Raw genomic sequence first — 15062 nt, 5'->3', positions numbered from 1 at the left:
GCCCGGCTCGCACGCTTCCGTGCGGCCGGGCGTTCGCTTTTTTCGGCCGATGACGCCACGCGACAGGAGGAACAGATGACTACCGTCGTCGTTGGCCTCGGAAATCCGGGGCCCGAGTATGCGCAGACCCGCCACAACGTCGGCCAGATGGTGATCGACGAACTGGCCCGCCGCTACCACGGGTCGCTCTCGCGCAACAAGAAGACGAACGCCTCAGAGGCGAGCGTGCGCATCGGCGGAGCGGGCCCCTCCGGGGTGGCCGTCGCCCTGGCCAAACCGCTGTCGTACATGAACCTGTCCGGCGGTCCGGTGAGTTCGCTCGTGAAGTACTACTCGGTAGAGCCCAGCGCCATCGTGGTGATTCACGATGAACTGGACGTTCCCTTTGGCGCGATTCGCCTCAAGAGTGGTGGGGGTTCCGCGGGCCACAATGGCCTCAAGGACATCACCAAGGCGATAGCGACTCCCGATTTTGTGAGGGTTCGCGTGGGAGTGGGGCGGCCGCCGGGACGCCAGGACGCCGCCGACTACGTCCTCAGGCCCTTTTCGGCGACCGAGCGCAAGGAGCTCGACCTCGTGATTGCCCTTGCGGCCGATGCCGTGGAAGACCTCGTCACGAAGGGCCTTGGCGAAGCGCAGCAGCGTTTTCACTCGGCGGGATGACGCGGCACGAGCGCGCCTGGCCGGGAGCCGCTGGGGAGATTCGCCGTCCTACGTGCACGGGGCAGCGGTGGACACACGAGGGGGATGCCCGACTACGATCAAATGAGTCACCACGCGCCCTCTTCCCCAGCCATTCGAGGGCCGCTCCCCCAGCGGCCCCCACGAACTCGTCCTAGGGAGTCCCCGTTGCCCTCACGTCACTTTGATTGGACCATTCCGCAGGTCACCACACGCGGCTTCGGCGCCGCCCTCTTTGACCTTGATGGAGTGCTCACGCCGACGGCTGACGTGCACATGGCGGCGTGGAGGCGCATGTTCACCGGCTACTTTGAGGCCCGTCACGTGACGCCTGCCTATTCGGATGACGACTACTTCTCGTACATCGACGGCAAGCCGCGCTACGACGGCGTTCGCGCGTGCCTCGCGTCGCGCGGGATCTCGCTGCCGGAGGGCCAACCGGACGAGGCGGCGGGCGATCGCACCGTATCCGCGCTCGGCAACGCGAAGAATGACGCGTTCAACGAGGTGTTGAGGGACGAGGGCGTTGCGGCCTTCCCCGGGTCGCTCGCGCTGCTCGACCACCTGGAGGCGCTCGGGGTTCCCATGGCGGTGGTGTCGAGTTCTCGCAATGCGAACGATGTGCTGAAGGTCGCGGGGCTGGCCCATCGCTTCGAGGTCGTTGTTGACGGCACGCTGGCCGCCAAGAACGGGCTACCCGGCAAGCCGGCCCCGGACACGTACGAGTACGCCGCCTACCTTCTTGGCGTTGACGCGGCCGATGCGGTGGTGTTCGAGGATGCCCTCTCAGGGGTTGAGGCCGGAGCGGCTGGGGACTTCGGTCTCGTGATCGGGGTGGACAGGGGAGCGGGCGTCGAGGCATTGGTGCGGCATGGCGCGAACGTTGTGGTGTCGGATCTGAGCGAGCTGGTGGAGAAGTGACGGCAGCGTTTCGCGCCCAAGGTGATACGAGCGTCACCGAGTACATCGACCGGTTGCGCTTCCCTGCCGATGGGTGGCGCCTGACGGAGACCACGTTCGACGCGAGAGACCTCGGTACGACGGAGACGCTGTTCGCCGTAGGAAACGGCTATCTCGGGCTCAGGGGCAACGTCGAGGAGGGTCACGACGCGTACGCCCACGGCACCTTCGTCAACGGCTTCCACGAGACCTGGCCCATTCGCCACGCGGAGGAGGCCTATGGCTTCGCCCGCACTGGTCAAACCATCGTCAACGTTCCGGACCCGAAGGTGATTCGTCTCTACGTCGATGATGAGCCGCTGCTACTTTCGGTGGCGGACCTGGTCGAATACAACAGGACGCTCGACATGCGCGACGGCGTGCTGACGCGTGACCTGCTGTGGCGAACACCCGCCGGCAACAGGGTCAGGGTGCGCTCGCGCAGGATGGTGTCATTCACGCATCGGCATGTGGCGGTCATGACCTTCGAGGTGACCCTGCTCGACAAGGAAGCCCCCATCGCGATCTCTTCTCAGCTGCTCAACAGGCAAGCGGGGCTGGGCGAGTATCGCGCCAACGTCGATCCCTCCGAGCCCGTCGACCCGCGCAAGGCCGCGGCCCTCAGCGCCAGGGTGCTCGAGCCCCGCATGAGCCAGGAAGAGAATGGCCGCATCCTGCTGGGTTACCAGTGCGCCAACTCGAACATGACGATCGCCGTCGCGATGGACCAATGGGTTGACACGACCGCGGAGTTTGACTGCCAGACCCAGGTCGAGGAGGACTACGCCAAGCATGTCTATTCGGGGCGCCTCAAGCCGGGCGAGAAGCTGACGCTGACGAAGGTCGTGAGTTACCACACGTCGCGCTCCGTGCCGGCTCGAGAGCTTGCCGACAGGTGCAATCGGACTCTCGATCGCGTGACGGAGGAAGGAACAGACAGGCAGTTTGAGGAACAACGCGCTTGGCTTGACGGCTTCTGGGCAAGGTCGGACGTCGAGGTGGAGGGCGATCTGGGTCTCCAGCAGGCAATCAGGTGGAACCTGTTTCAACTCGCGCAGGCGTCGGCGCGCGGGGATGGCAGCGGGATCTCCGCGAAGGGGGTGTCCGCGGCGGGCTATGGCGGCCACTACTTCTGGGACACCGAGATATATGTTGTGCCCTTCTTCACCTACACGTCACCAGGGATTGCGCGCAACGCGCTCCGGTACAGGTACAGGATCCTCGACGCGGCCCGCCAGCGGGCGGCGGAACTCGCTCAACGCGGCGCTCTCTATCCATGGCGGACCATCAATGGCGAAGAGGCGTCGGCGTACTACGCCGCGGGCACAGCGCAGTACCACATCGATGCCGACATCTCGTATGCCATCAACAAATACGTGCGCGCAACCGGCGACGATGAGTTCCTCGCGAGAGAGGGCATCGACATCCTCGTCGAGACGGCGCGAATGTGGGCCGACCTTGGCTTCTGGCGCAAGACCAGGGGTCGCGAGCCTTCATTCCGCATTCACGGCGTCACCGGTCCGGATGAGTACACGACGGTGGTGAACGACAACCTGTACACCAACGTCATGGCGCGGTTCAATCTTCGTTGCGCAGCCGAGTCGGTACGCAAGCTTGCGGACACGTGGCCCGATCAGTATGCGCGAATGGTGTCTCGGCTCGACCTCAAGGAGGAAGAGATTGACGAGTGGGAGCGCGCCGCCGAGGCGATGGCAATCCTGTGGGATGACAATCTGGGGATTCATCCTCAAGACGCGCTGTTCAATGAGCGCGAGGTCTGGGACCTGCCGAACACCCCGCCGGAGAAGCGCCCGTTGCTCCTGCACTTCCATCCGCTCGTGATCTATCGCTTCCAGGTGCTCAAGCAAGCGGACGTGGTCCTCGCGCTCTTCCTCCAAAGCGAGCACTTCTCGCTCGAGGAAAAGCTGGCGGACTTTGAGTACTACGACCCGATCACCACGGGCGACTCGACCCTGTCGGGTGTGGTGCAGTCGATCATCGCGGCCGAGGTTGGGTACCACGAGCTCGCCCTTAGTTACTTCTGGGATTCGGTGTTTGTCGACCTCGCCGATTTGCACTCGAATACCGGCGATGGCGTGCACGTCGCATCGGCCGGTGGGGTGTGGTCCGCGCTCGTCTTCGGATTTGGGGGGATGCGCGATCACGATGCCATACTGCATTTCGACCCGCGGCTCCCAAGCGCTTGGCCATCGCTCACGTTCCGCATGACGCAGCGTGGCACCCGATTGCGCGTCACGGTACGCCGCGAGTCGATCACCTTCGCGATCGAGGAGGGTGGGGCTCTCACGGTCGAAGTCAGGGGCGAGTTGATTGCGGTCGCACGTGACGAGGAGACCGTGGTGCCGCTCAGTGACCAGGGCCCGCGTATCGCGGGAAGCCCCGACCCCGCGAAGTTCCACGGCACGCTCCGTGCCGACGGCACGGTGATTACGGCGTCGCTGCCCCCGAGCGCCACGGATGCAGACTTTACGGATATTGAGATGGAAACTCCGCCGGCGCTCGACTAGTCGCCTGCTGGGGGTGTCGTCCCGTGTGTGGAAGCCCGGGAACCGCGCCGCATTGAGCCCGAAATAGGCAAATTAGTCTCGAGGCATGAGGCAGAGTGGTACCTGTGTCACTTCAGCGACCGAACAAGTCGAGTTGAGGGGCGCGAGGTTTTTCGACGAGGCCCTGTCGGCCTGGTTTTATGAATGACGTACGAGATCGCACGAAGGGGTTTAAATGAGCGTCAAGAAGCACCTGGCTCGAGTCTTGACGGTTGCGGCCGTCGGGGCAATCATGCTTGGCCTTGCAGCCTGCTCCACCTCGATCAACGGGGTCATCATCAACACGGCCGCAACGAACGCGCCCACGGTCAAGCCGCTGGTCACGGTGGGTTTTGTGGCCGTCGGCGCCGCGGACGCCTGGCATGCGGCCGAAGAGGCCGACATCCAGAGTGCCTTCTCCACCAAGGCCGGCTTCGACCTGAAGTACGCCCCGGCGACCAAACTCGACCAGAAGTCTCAGATCGACGCCTTCAACGCGTTCGTTGATCAGGGCGTCAAGGCCATTCTGCTGTCGCCCGTACAGAGTTCGGGTTGGGACGACTCGCTGACGCGAGCGAAGAACGCGGGGATCCCGGTCTTCCTGATCGACGGCGGCATCTCGCCTGACAACACGAGCCTCTACGTCACGCGAATCACGCCAGGCGACGCCGCGGTCGCAACGAACGTTGCCAACTGGGCATTGGGGGCGTTCCCCGACGGCACCAAGTACTTCGTCCTCGAGGGCCCCGCGGGTGATGGCATGGTGAGCGAGCGCAACCAGGGCTGGAATTCCGTCCTGGCTAGCCACCCCGAGTTTTCGAAGATCGGCGCTCAGGCGGCCAACTGGACGACGGATGAGGCCAAATCCGTCACGGCGGCGGTGCTCAAGGCAAACAACAACGACGTCCCGCTCATCTTTGCGCAGAACGACGAGATGGGTCTCGGCGCGGTGCAAGCCGTCGAAGAGGCAGGCCTCAAGCCGGGCACGGACGTCAAGATCGTCACGATTGGCGGATCCAAGGCGGCCCTGCAGGCGCTGCTCGACGGCAAGCTGTCATTCGTCGCCGAGTACAACCCGCTGTTGGGCCAGACGGCAGCAGAGGTAGTCAACACGGTCCTGGGCGGCGACACGGTCGACACGATCGTCGTCGTCCCGTCGGCCACCTTCGCCACCGTCACGCAGGACCAGGTTGACGCACGCGTCTACTAGGCGGGCAAGGCGCGCACCCTCGCGGCTTTTGGGCGCGCATCGCCTGCTCGCCCTTCGCATGCGACCGTTAACATGTCAGGTGAGCGCCAACTCCTGGCGTTCGGTCAACGAGTTCTGACGGGGTTGTGGGCGTGAGCGAGGGACGAGGCACTCCGCCGAGCATGCGCGAGGTCGCGGCGCTTGCAGGCGTCTCACACCAGACTGTTTCGCGCGTCATCAACGGGCACCCAAGCATTAAGGCGACGACGCGCGACCGCGTGCTGAAGGTGATCGAAGAGGTTCAATATCGGCCAAACAGCGCCGCGCGAGCGCTCGTTACCCGCCGATCGAACCGCATCGGCGTGGTGGTCGACAGCGCCGTCAAGTTTGGACCAAACGCGACCCTGCGTGCCGTGGAGGACTCCGCGCGAGAGGCCGGCTACTCGGTGACTTCGGTCACGGTCGCCGAAGACAGGGCATTGAGTGCACGGTCGGCCGTGGATCACCTGTTATCTCAAGGAATCGACGCGTTGTGCATCATCGCACCGCGCTCTTCGTCGGTAGACCTGTTGCGCGCAAGTGCAGAGGGGCTGCCGACCCTCGCGGTGACGTCGGCCAGGGACCTGAGCATGCTCACGGCGTCTGTCGATCAGCGGCGCGGGGCGGAACTCGCCGTCGAGCATCTGCTGGGCCTTGGACATCGCGACATCCTTCACGTCGCGGGACCCATGGACTGGCTCGACGCGCGCGGTCGCGAGCGGGGATGGCGGGCGGCGCTTGAGGCGGCGGACATCGAGCCGCGGCCGCCCATCGTTGGCGATTGGACCGCCGACTCGGGCTTTTCCGTTGCCAGGGACCACCTCGATCCGGTTGACTTCACGGCGATCTTTTGCGCCAACGACCAGATGGCCTTGGGAGTGTTCCACGGGCTCAGCGTTCGAGGGGTCAGGGTGCCTGAAGATGTCAGCATCGTGGGCTTCGATGACCTCCCTGAGGCGCGGCACTTCCGGCCCGCGCTCACCACGGTCCGTCAGGACTTCGAGACCCTTGGGCAACGCACCGTCGAGGCGATCATTGCCGCGATCGAAGGCGGACATCCGCCGATGCGCACGGTGATCGAGCCCGAACTCATCGTTCGGGAGTCGACGACCCACGTTCGTCCGTGATGACGGCATCGAAGCACGTGGCACATTTCCAGTTGCAGAGCACGGTTGTTACCGGTAACATTTGGATCAGTGAGCGACGGGAGTTGTGCGCCACCGGCTGCACCGCCCGCGCTCCGTGGCTATGGCCTCTCGCGTCACGAGAGGGATCTCGAGGAGGAGATCGTATGAGCATCGAGAGCAGCGGCGCTTGCCGTAGATGGCGTTCGCCTCGATCACTCAAGGAGAACTCGACGCCAGCCAGTGCTAGCCAACACGTCGAACTGAAGCATCTCAAACAAAGAGATCCGCAAAACTGACAAGACAAGGAGGCCACCCGGTGGCTCTGGATACCTCTGGTGCGTACGTGATCGGCGTCGACTTCGGCACGCTTTCCGGTAGGGCCGTGGTCGTGCGGGTCTCCGATGGTGCCGAACTCGCGAGCGCTGTGCACGACTACGAGCACGCTGTGATGGACACGACGCTCGCGTCGAGCGGCGCGACGCTGCCCCCCGAGTGGGCGCTTCAAGACCCGAACGACTACCGCGAGGTGCTCCGGACCGCCGTTCCCGAGGCGGTGAAGGCGGCGGGAATCGACCCCGCGACCGTCATCGGCATCGCGACCGACTTCACCGCGTCGACGCCGCTCCCTGTGCTGGCGGATGGCACGCCAATGTGCGAGGTCGAGGGCCTCCGCGACAGGCCCCACGCGTACGTGAAGTTGTGGAAGCACCACGCCGGACAGGCCCAGGCGGACCGGATCAACGCTTTGGCTCGCGAGCGCAACGAGTCGTGGCTGCCGCGCTATGGCGGCTTCATCTCCTCCGAGTGGGAGTATGCGAAGGCGCTCCAACTCGTCGAGGAAGACCCCGAGATCTTCGAGCGCATGGACCACTGGGTCGAGGCAGCCGACTGGATCATCTGGCAACTGTGCGGGTCCTATGTGCGCAACGCCTGCACCGCCGGATACAAGGGAATCCTTCAAGACGGCGCCTACCCATCGGAGGACTTCGAGGCCGCGCTCAACCCTGCATTCAAGGGCTTCGCCGCGCGCAAACTGGTCCACCCGATCGGCCAGCTCGGCGACAAGGCGGGCGGGCTTACTGCCCAGGCCGCCGCGTGGACGGGCCTGCCGGAGGGAATCGCGGTGGCGGTGGGCAATGTCGATGCTCACGTCACCGCTCCAGCCGCGAAGGCCGTCGAGTCAGGACAAATGCTTGCAATTATGGGCACGTCAACGTGCCACGTGATGAACGGCGACACGCTTGCCGAGGTGCCGGGCATGTGTGGCGTCGTTGACGGCGGCATCATGTCGGGCCTGTACGGCTATGAGGCTGGCCAGTCAGGCGTTGGCGACATCTTTGCTTGGTACGTCAAGAACCAGGTCCCAGGGCGCTACTTCGACGATGCGGCCGCGGCCGGCAAGTCGATTCACCAGCACCTCACGGACCTGGCCTTCGCGGAGCCTGTGGGCGCCCACGGTCTTGTCGCCCTCGACTGGCACAACGGCAATAGGTCGGTGCTCGTCGACACCATGCTGTCCGGCGTCGTGATCGGCCAGACTCTTGCCACGCGCGCCGAGCAGGGCTACAGGGCGCTGCTCGAGGCGACCGCCTTCGGCACCCGGACGATCGTCGAGACCTTCAATGCCTCGGGAGTCCCCGTGACGGAGTTCGTGGTGGCGGGAGGCCTGCTCAAGAACCCGCAGCTCATGCAGATGTACTCGGATGTGTTGCGCCTGCCGCTGTCGACGATCGCCTCCGAACAAGGGCCGGCTCTGGGTAGCGCGATCCACGCGGCCACCGCGGCGGGCGCCTATGCCTCGGTTGCCGACGCAGGGGAGGCGATGGGTCGAGTTGAGCGCGGCAAGTACGAGCCCAACGCGCAGGCGGCCGACGCGTACGACAAACTGTTTGCCGAATACTCCCTGGTTCACGACTACTTTGGCCGCGGCGCCAACGACGTCATGAAGCGACTCAAGGCCATGCGCAAGGAGGCGCTTTCATGACGGACCACGACATCGCTGCCATCGAGGAGGCCGTCGCCGAACTGCGTCAGCAGGTCAGCGACCTTCACTCGGAGCTCACGCACTACAACCTGGTGGTGAGTACGGGCGGCAACGTCTCCGGCCGCGTGCCAGGTCGCGACCTGTTCGTGATCAAGCCGTCGGGTGTGAGCTACGACGACCTCGCCCCCGACAACATGGTGGTCTGCGACCTCGACGGCAACGTCATCCCAGGCACCAAGGGCTCTCAGCGTGCGCCAAGCTCCGATACCGCCGCCCACGCCTACGTGTACCGCCACATGCCCGAGGTGGGGGGAGTGGTCCACACCCACTCCGACTATGCGGCCGCCTGGGCCGCTCGCCGCGAACCCATCCCGTGCGTGATCACCGCGATGGCAGACGAGTTCGGCGGCCCGATCCCCGTGGGCCCGTTCGCGATCATCGGCGACGACTCGATCGGTCGCGGCATTGTCGAGACCCTGACCGGTCATCGTTCGCGGGCAGTGCTCATGGCCAACCACGGCCCATTCACGATCGGCAAGGACGCGAAGGACGCGGTCAAGGCCGCTGTGATGTGTGAGGACGTCGCCAGGACGGTGCACATCGCCCGTCAAGGCGGTGAACTCGTCCCGATCCCCCAAGAGGCGATCGATTCTCTGTTTGACCGCTACCAAAATGTCTACGGCCAGCCCAAGAAGGAGCAGTAACTATGTCGAGGAGCCTTACCAATGTCTAGGCGCAGTGTGTTGCCCGACCTGACCCAGCTTGAGGTGTGGTTCGCCACCGGCAGCCAGGAGCTCTACGGTCCCGAGACTCTCGCCCAGGTCGCGGAGCAATCGCAAGGGGTCGTCGCCGCCCTCAACGCCGCGAGCGACATCCCCGTCAAGATCGTGTGGAAGCCTGTTCTCACGGGCTCCGACGCGATCCGGCGCCTGTTCCTTGACGCCAACTCCGCGGACAACGTGCTTGGCGTCATCGCCTGGATGCACACGTTCAGCCCGTCCAAGATGTGGATCGCGGGCCTCGAGGCCAACGACAAGCCCATGCTTCACCTACACACGCAGGCGAACGTGGCGCTCCCGTGGGGTGAGATCGACTTCGACTTCATGAACCTCAACCAGGCCGCCCACGGCGACAGGGAGCACGGCTACATCGAGGCGCGCATGGGCCTGCCGCGCACCACGGTCGTGGGACACGCTTCCGACCCCGCCGTTACGGCGAGCATCGGCAACTGGCAGCGCGCCGCGCTTGGCCGCTGGGCGACCCGTTCGATGAAGGTCGCCCGCTTTGGCGACAACATGCGCTACGTCGCCGTCACAGAGGGCGACAAGACCGAGGCCGAGATCAAGCTCGGCGTTCAGGTCAACACCTGGCCCATCAACGAGCTGGCGGCCGCCGTAAACGCGGTTTCCGACTCCGACGCCGACGCCCTGGTCGCCGAGTATCTCGACCTGTACGACGTGGCCGACGAGCTCAAGCCGGGCGCGCCCCGCGCGGAGTCGCTGCACTACGGCGCCAAGGTCGAGATCGGCCTGCGCACCTTCCTCGAGGCGGGCGGCTTCACGGCCTTCACCGACTCGTTCGAGGACCTGGGCGATCTGCGTCAGCTCCCCGGCCTCGCGGTCCAGCGCCTCATGGCGGACGGTTATGGATTTGGCGCAGAGGGCGACTGGAAGACCGCCGTCATGGTGCGCGCGGCCGCGGTCATGGGCACGGGCCTTCCTGGTGGCGCGAGCCTCATGGAGGACTACACCTACAACTTGGAGCCTGGAAACGAGCTGATCCTCGGCGCTCACATGCTCGAGGTAAACCCGGCCCTGTCGTCGGCGAAGGCGAAGCTCGTGATCGCCCCCTTGGGCATCGGCGGCAAGGAGGACCCGGTTCGCTTGGTCTTCACGGCCGACGCCGGACCCGCGATCGTGGTGGCCATGAGCGACGTCCGCGAACGCTTCCGCCTGGTCGCGAACGTGGTCGACAACGTCGCGCTCCCCGAGCCGATGCCAAAGCTTCCCGTGGGCCATGCGGTGTGGAAGCCGCGCCCGGACTTCCGAACGTCGGCCACCGCGTGGCTGATGGCGGGCGCGGCTCACCACACCGTCATGTCCAATCAGGTCGGGCTCGAGGTCTTCCGCGAGTTCGCGCGCATGTCGCGCATCGAACTGCTTGCGATCGACGAGTCGACCTCCGTGGTCGGGTTCGAGAACGAGTTGCGCGCGAACGCCGCGTACTACCGTTTGAACCAGCCGCTCTAAGGGCCTCCGGCGGGGGCCACACAAGTTGCGCGGCGCACTCGCCCGGCGCCGGTCAGTCGTCGGCGGTGCGCACCACGATGCCAAGGTGAGTGGCGAGCGCCTCGGCCATGTCGATCATCTGGGCGGGCGACACCACGAGTCCGCGCAGCGAGCCAGGATGGCCCACTGCGTGCACCTCGGTTTCGGACACGTCGACTCGCTTCATGCGCGCGTCATCCGTGAGGAGCTCGCCGACGGTCCCTCCGCTCATCGTGAGTTCGTCGATCTTTGACATCGAGATGTCGAGAGTGCCGACGCGGCAGTCGGTAAGTGTCAGATGCTTGACCTTCGCGCCCCGGAGTGAAAAGAGGTCGATCTTGGAGCCGCGGATGGTGACGTCGACCATCGAGGAATTGTCGGCCATGAGGGCGCCGACGCGAATGTCGGCCCACGTGGCGTCGCGCCACTCGCTGTCCTTGAGGCGCCACGTCCCCGCGGAGAAAGCCCCCACGTAGACCTCGGCCGCGACGAGCCCAGGGAGCTCAAGCGTGTCCGCGTGACAGCGGGTCATCGCGCATTCGATGAGGTGCACTCGTGAGGCGTTCACGCCCGAAAGGTCGGCGCCGTCGATCGACATGCCATCCCACTCCGCCCTGCCGATCAGTTCGGCCGGCAGGGCGGGGGCAAGGCCCTGCAAATCTTCGCGCTCCGTCACCCCCCAAGCCTAGGGATGAGCACGCGGACCTGTCTCGGCGGCCGCTTAGGATGGACATGCCGGAAATCCGGTTCTTTGGCATGCCCTGGAGGCCCCCGTGTCCCGTCCCCTCGCGTCCCTGCTTGGGCACGTGCGCACCACCATCCCCGCCGATGCGGCGCACCTCATCGCCCCGTCGGCGGCTGCCGCTCCCGTGCTGGCCGCGCGGGCGGGAGACTCCCTGACTCTCGTCTTGACGGCGACGGGCAACGACGCAGAGGCGCTCGAGTCGGCATTGAATGCGTACCTCGATCCCGCCGAGATTGCGGTCTTCCCCAGTTGGGAGACGCTTCCCCACGAGCGATTGAGCCCGCGCTCCGACACCGTGGCCAGGCGCCTCGCGACCCTGCGCCGCGTGACGCACCCTGCCGAAGCAGCGCGCGAAACCGGGCTGGCCGCGCCGCGGATCGTCATCGCCCCGCTGCGCGCCGCGCTACAGCCGCTCGCACCAGGCCTGGCCGACCTCGAACCCGTGCGCGTCGAGCGCGGAGACCAGCGTGACCTCGAGGACCTCACGCGGTTGCTCGCCGCGGCCGCGTACACGCGCGTCGACATGGTGGAACGCCGCGGCGAGTTTGCCGTGCGCGGCGGGATCGTCGACGTCTTTGCTCCCACCGATGCACACCCCACCCGCATCGAGTTCTTTGGCGACGAGGTCGAGTCGCTGCGGTTGTTCTCGGTGGCCGACCAGCGCTCTCTTGCCGACGTCGACCGACTGTGGGCGCCACCGTGCAGGGAACTGCTGCTCACCGACGATGTGCGCAGCCGCGCATCGTCAATGATGGCCGTGTTCCCCGCAGCCGCCGACCTGCTGGCGCGCGTGGCCGCGGGAAACGCGGTTGAGGGAATGGAAAGCCTGCTTCCCGTCCTCGTTGACCGACTCGCGTCGCTCGTGGAACTCATGCCGCGAGGCACGACAGTGGTGGCGCTCGAGCCCCAGCGTCTCGAACGCAGGGCCGAGGACCTCCAGCACACGGCGCAGGAGTTTTTGGCGGCCGCTTGGGTGGGGGCGACTGCGGGCGCGGACGCTCCCGTCGACCTCGGCGCGGTAGCCGAGGCCGCGGCCGACAGCCCTCTCGCAAGAGGCGGTTTCCTCACCCTCCCTGAGCTCAAAGAAGCGATAGACGTCGCCGGCCTCAACTGGGAAACGATCGGCCCCTTTGGTGCGGAGGACGCTCAAGCGGCAGGCATCGGCGAAATTGAGTCCTTTAAGGGCCGGCCGGGAGCCGCTCTCGATCACGCGCGCGTCTCGACCTCGCTGGGTTGGCGCGTCATCATCGCCGCCGCAGGCGCCGGTTCCGCTCAGCGCATCGCGGAGCAGTGCCGGGACGCCGGCGTGCCGTGCAGGGTGGTCGACGCGTTAGACGCGGAAGGGGAGCGGGGCGTCGTCGACGTCGTGCCGGGCGTCACGGGAGTCGGCTTCTCGCTCGAGGAGGAGCGCATCCTCGTGCTCCACGAGACGGACCTCACGGGCCGCGCCGCATCGACGGCTGGGCCCAAGGTCAAGGTCCCGAGCCGCAGGCGCAACGTCGTCGACCCGCTCCAACTGAGCCCTGGTGACCACGTGGTCCACGAAAGTCACGGCGTCGGACGCTTCGTTGAGCTCATGAAGCGCACGGTGCGCGGCGTCGAGCGCGAATACCTGGTCATCGAATACGCGCCAAGCAAGCGTGGGGGCCCCGCGGACAAGCTGTCGGTTCCCACGGATCAGCTCGACCTTGTCACCAAGTACGTGGGCGGCGAGGCGCCCGCCGTCAACAAGATGGGCGGCGCCGACTGGACCAAGACCAAGGGCCGTGCGCGCAAGGCCGTCAAGGAGATCGCGGCGGAGCTCATTCGCCTGTACTCCGCGCGCATGGCGACCAAGGGACGCGAGTTCGGGCAGGACACTCCGTGGCAGCGCGAGCTCGAGGAGGCATTCGCCTACGTCGAGACTCCGGATCAACTCACCACGATCGACGAGGTCAAGGCCGACATGGAGAAGCCCGTCCCGATGGACAGGCTCGTGTGTGGCGACGTCGGCTTCGGAAAGACGGAGATTGCCGTGCGCGCCGCCTTTAAGGCCATTCAAGACGGCACTCAGGTCGCGATCCTGTGCCCCACCACCCTCCTGGTGAAGCAGCATGTCGACACCTTCACCGAGCGCTTCGCCCCCTTCCCAGTCAAGGTGGCGGCGCTGTCGCGCTTCCAGACGGACAAGGAGGCGAAGGAGGTCATCGAGGGGTTGTCGGAGGGAACGGTCGACCTGGTCATTGGCACCCATCGCCTCATCACGGGCTCCGTGCGCTTCAAGAAGCTCGGCCTGGTGATCATCGACGAGGAGCAGCGCTTCGGCGTCGAGCACAAGGAGACGCTCAAGGCGATGCGCACCGACGTGGATGTACTCGCGATGTCGGCGACGCCGATTCCCCGCACGCTAGAGCTCGCGGTGACCGGCATCAGGGAAATGTCGACGCTGGCCACGCCGCCCGAGGAGCGGCACCCGATCCTCACGTATGTGGGCCCGCACGAGGACGCCCAAGTGGCCGCGGCTGTGCGTCGCGAGCTCATGCGCGACGGCCAGGTGTTCTACATTCACAACTCGGTCAAGACGATCAATCGCGCGGCCATGAAGATCTCCGAACTTGTTCCGGAGGCCCGAGTTGCCGTCGCACACGGGCAAATGGGAGAGAAGGAACTCGAGCGCGTCATCGTCGACTACTACGACAAGCGCTACGACGTCTTGGTGTGCACCACGATCGTGGAGACGGGCCTCGACATCCCCAACGCCAACACCCTTGTCGTTGAGCGCGCGGACACCTTTGGCCTGTCCCAATTGCACCAGTTGCGCGGTCGCGTCGGGCGCGCGAGGGAGCGCGCCTATGCGTACTTCCTCTACCCGCCGGACAAGACGCTGACCGAGACCGCCCATGACCGCCTGCAAACCATCGCGGCCAACACCGACCTCGGTTCGGGTATGGCCGTCGCGCTCAAGGACCTCGAGATTCGTGGCGCGGGCAACTTGCTTGGCGGCGAGCAGTCTGGGCACATCGAAGGTGTCGGCTTCGACCTCTACATCCGGATGGTCGGCGAGGCCGTGGCGGGCTTCAGGGGAGAGCCCGAGGGGCATCCCCCGATCACGATCGACTTGCCGATCGACGCGCATATTCCCACCGATTACATCGAACACGAGCGCTTGCGCCTCGAGGCCTATCGGAAGATCGCCGATGCCGACACGGAGGAGGAGTTCGCGCGCATCGAGGACGAGTTGTCCGACCGGTACGGGCCATTCCCCGAGCAGGTCGGCAACCTCTTCTCCGTGGCGAGGCTCCGGCTCGACCTGCGTGCCGCGGGGGTCACCGAGGTGGTTTCCCAGGGCAAATACGTGAGGTTGGCGCCCGTCGCGCTCCCGGACTCCGCCGCGATGCGCGTTGCCAGGCTCTATCCGGGGACCCTCATCAAGCCCGCCGTGAGGCAAATCCTCGTCACCGCACCGACGACTGCGCGCATAGGCGGTCAACCGATCGAGGGCCTGGCGTTGCTCGATTGGGTGCGTGAGGTGCTGAAAGTGGCGTCTCTGGCGCCGGTAGTATGAC

At 65.7% G+C, this 15062-nt stretch carries 10 protein-coding genes; 9 read left to right on the top strand and 1 reads right to left on the bottom strand.

All coding sequences use genetic code 11. From position 1 onward, the window contains the following. Positions 1-75: 75 nt before the first annotated feature. The 8 genes from pth (at position 76) to araA (ending at position 10754) form a co-directional block, all read left to right on the top strand. Positions 76-663 (top strand): aminoacyl-tRNA hydrolase, encoded by a 588-nt coding sequence (gene pth / locus BKA03_RS12135; protein ID WP_062074418.1) that lies wholly within the window; start codon positions 76-78, stop codon positions 661-663. Between the two features lie 186 nt (positions 664-849). Then, positions 850-1602, top strand: coding sequence for an HAD family hydrolase (locus BKA03_RS12130; RefSeq protein ID WP_257020135.1), 753 nt, complete (start codon positions 850-852; stop codon positions 1600-1602). Next, on the top strand, positions 1599-4148 hold the full coding sequence (locus BKA03_RS12125) for a glycoside hydrolase family 65 protein (protein ID WP_062074171.1): 2550 nt from the start codon (positions 1599-1601) through the stop codon (positions 4146-4148). The genes BKA03_RS12130 and BKA03_RS12125 overlap by 4 nt, the downstream gene beginning before the upstream one ends. Before the next feature lie 214 nt (positions 4149-4362). Further along, positions 4363-5376, top strand: a complete 1014-nt coding sequence (locus tag BKA03_RS12120; protein WP_062074170.1) for a substrate-binding domain-containing protein — start codon at positions 4363-4365, stop codon at positions 5374-5376. Positions 5377-5507: 131 nt separating this feature from the next. Next, positions 5508-6521 (top strand): LacI family DNA-binding transcriptional regulator, encoded by a 1014-nt coding sequence (locus BKA03_RS12115; RefSeq protein WP_238579362.1) that lies wholly within the window; start codon positions 5508-5510, stop codon positions 6519-6521. Between the two features lie 316 nt (positions 6522-6837). After that, positions 6838-8505, top strand: a complete 1668-nt coding sequence (gene araB, locus BKA03_RS12110) for a ribulokinase (RefSeq protein ID WP_202965705.1) — start codon at positions 6838-6840, stop codon at positions 8503-8505. After that, entirely contained in the window at positions 8502-9209 is a 708-nt protein-coding gene (locus BKA03_RS12105; protein ID WP_062074168.1) for an L-ribulose-5-phosphate 4-epimerase, read from the top strand. Before araB ends, BKA03_RS12105 begins: the two co-directional genes overlap by 4 nt. 21 nt (positions 9210-9230) lie before the next feature. After that, the gene (araA, locus tag BKA03_RS12100) at positions 9231-10754 is read left to right on the top strand and encodes an L-arabinose isomerase (RefSeq protein WP_062074167.1); all 1524 of its coding nucleotides are present in this window, start codon (positions 9231-9233) and stop codon (positions 10752-10754) included. A 52-nt stretch (positions 10755-10806) separates the two neighbouring features. Here the strand turns inward: araA and BKA03_RS12095 are convergent, their stop codons facing one another. Then, entirely contained in the window at positions 10807-11448 is a 642-nt protein-coding gene (locus BKA03_RS12095) for a hypothetical protein (RefSeq protein ID WP_062074166.1), read from the bottom strand. 97 nt (positions 11449-11545) lie between these two features. Here BKA03_RS12095 and mfd point away from each other — a divergent pair, with 97 nt between their 5' ends. Continuing rightward, positions 11546-15061, top strand: coding sequence for a transcription-repair coupling factor (gene mfd / locus BKA03_RS12090; RefSeq protein WP_238579361.1), 3516 nt, complete (start codon positions 11546-11548; stop codon positions 15059-15061). Position 15062: the final 1 nt, after the last annotated feature.

The organism is Demequina lutea (assembly GCF_013409005.1).
GTDB lineage: Bacteria > Actinomycetota > Actinomycetes > Actinomycetales > Demequinaceae > Demequina > Demequina lutea.
Note: the sequence above shows the minus strand (reverse complement) of the source record. Positions and strands in the feature narration are given on the sequence as shown.

What these genes read in the sequence shown, in the direction of transcription:
- BKA03_RS12120 (WP_062074170.1), top strand. Translation starts at nt 4,363, where the DNA reads ATGAGCGTCAAGAAGCACCTGGCTCGAGTCTTGACGGTTGCGGCCGTC.
- BKA03_RS12105 (WP_062074168.1), top strand. Translation starts at nt 8,502, where the DNA reads ATGACGGACCACGACATCGCTGCCATCGAGGAGGCCGTCGCCGAACTG.
- pth (WP_062074418.1), top strand. Translation starts at nt 76, where the DNA reads ATGACTACCGTCGTCGTTGGCCTCGGAAATCCGGGGCCCGAGTATGCG.
- araA (WP_062074167.1), top strand. Translation starts at nt 9,231, where the DNA reads ATGTCTAGGCGCAGTGTGTTGCCCGACCTGACCCAGCTTGAGGTGTGG.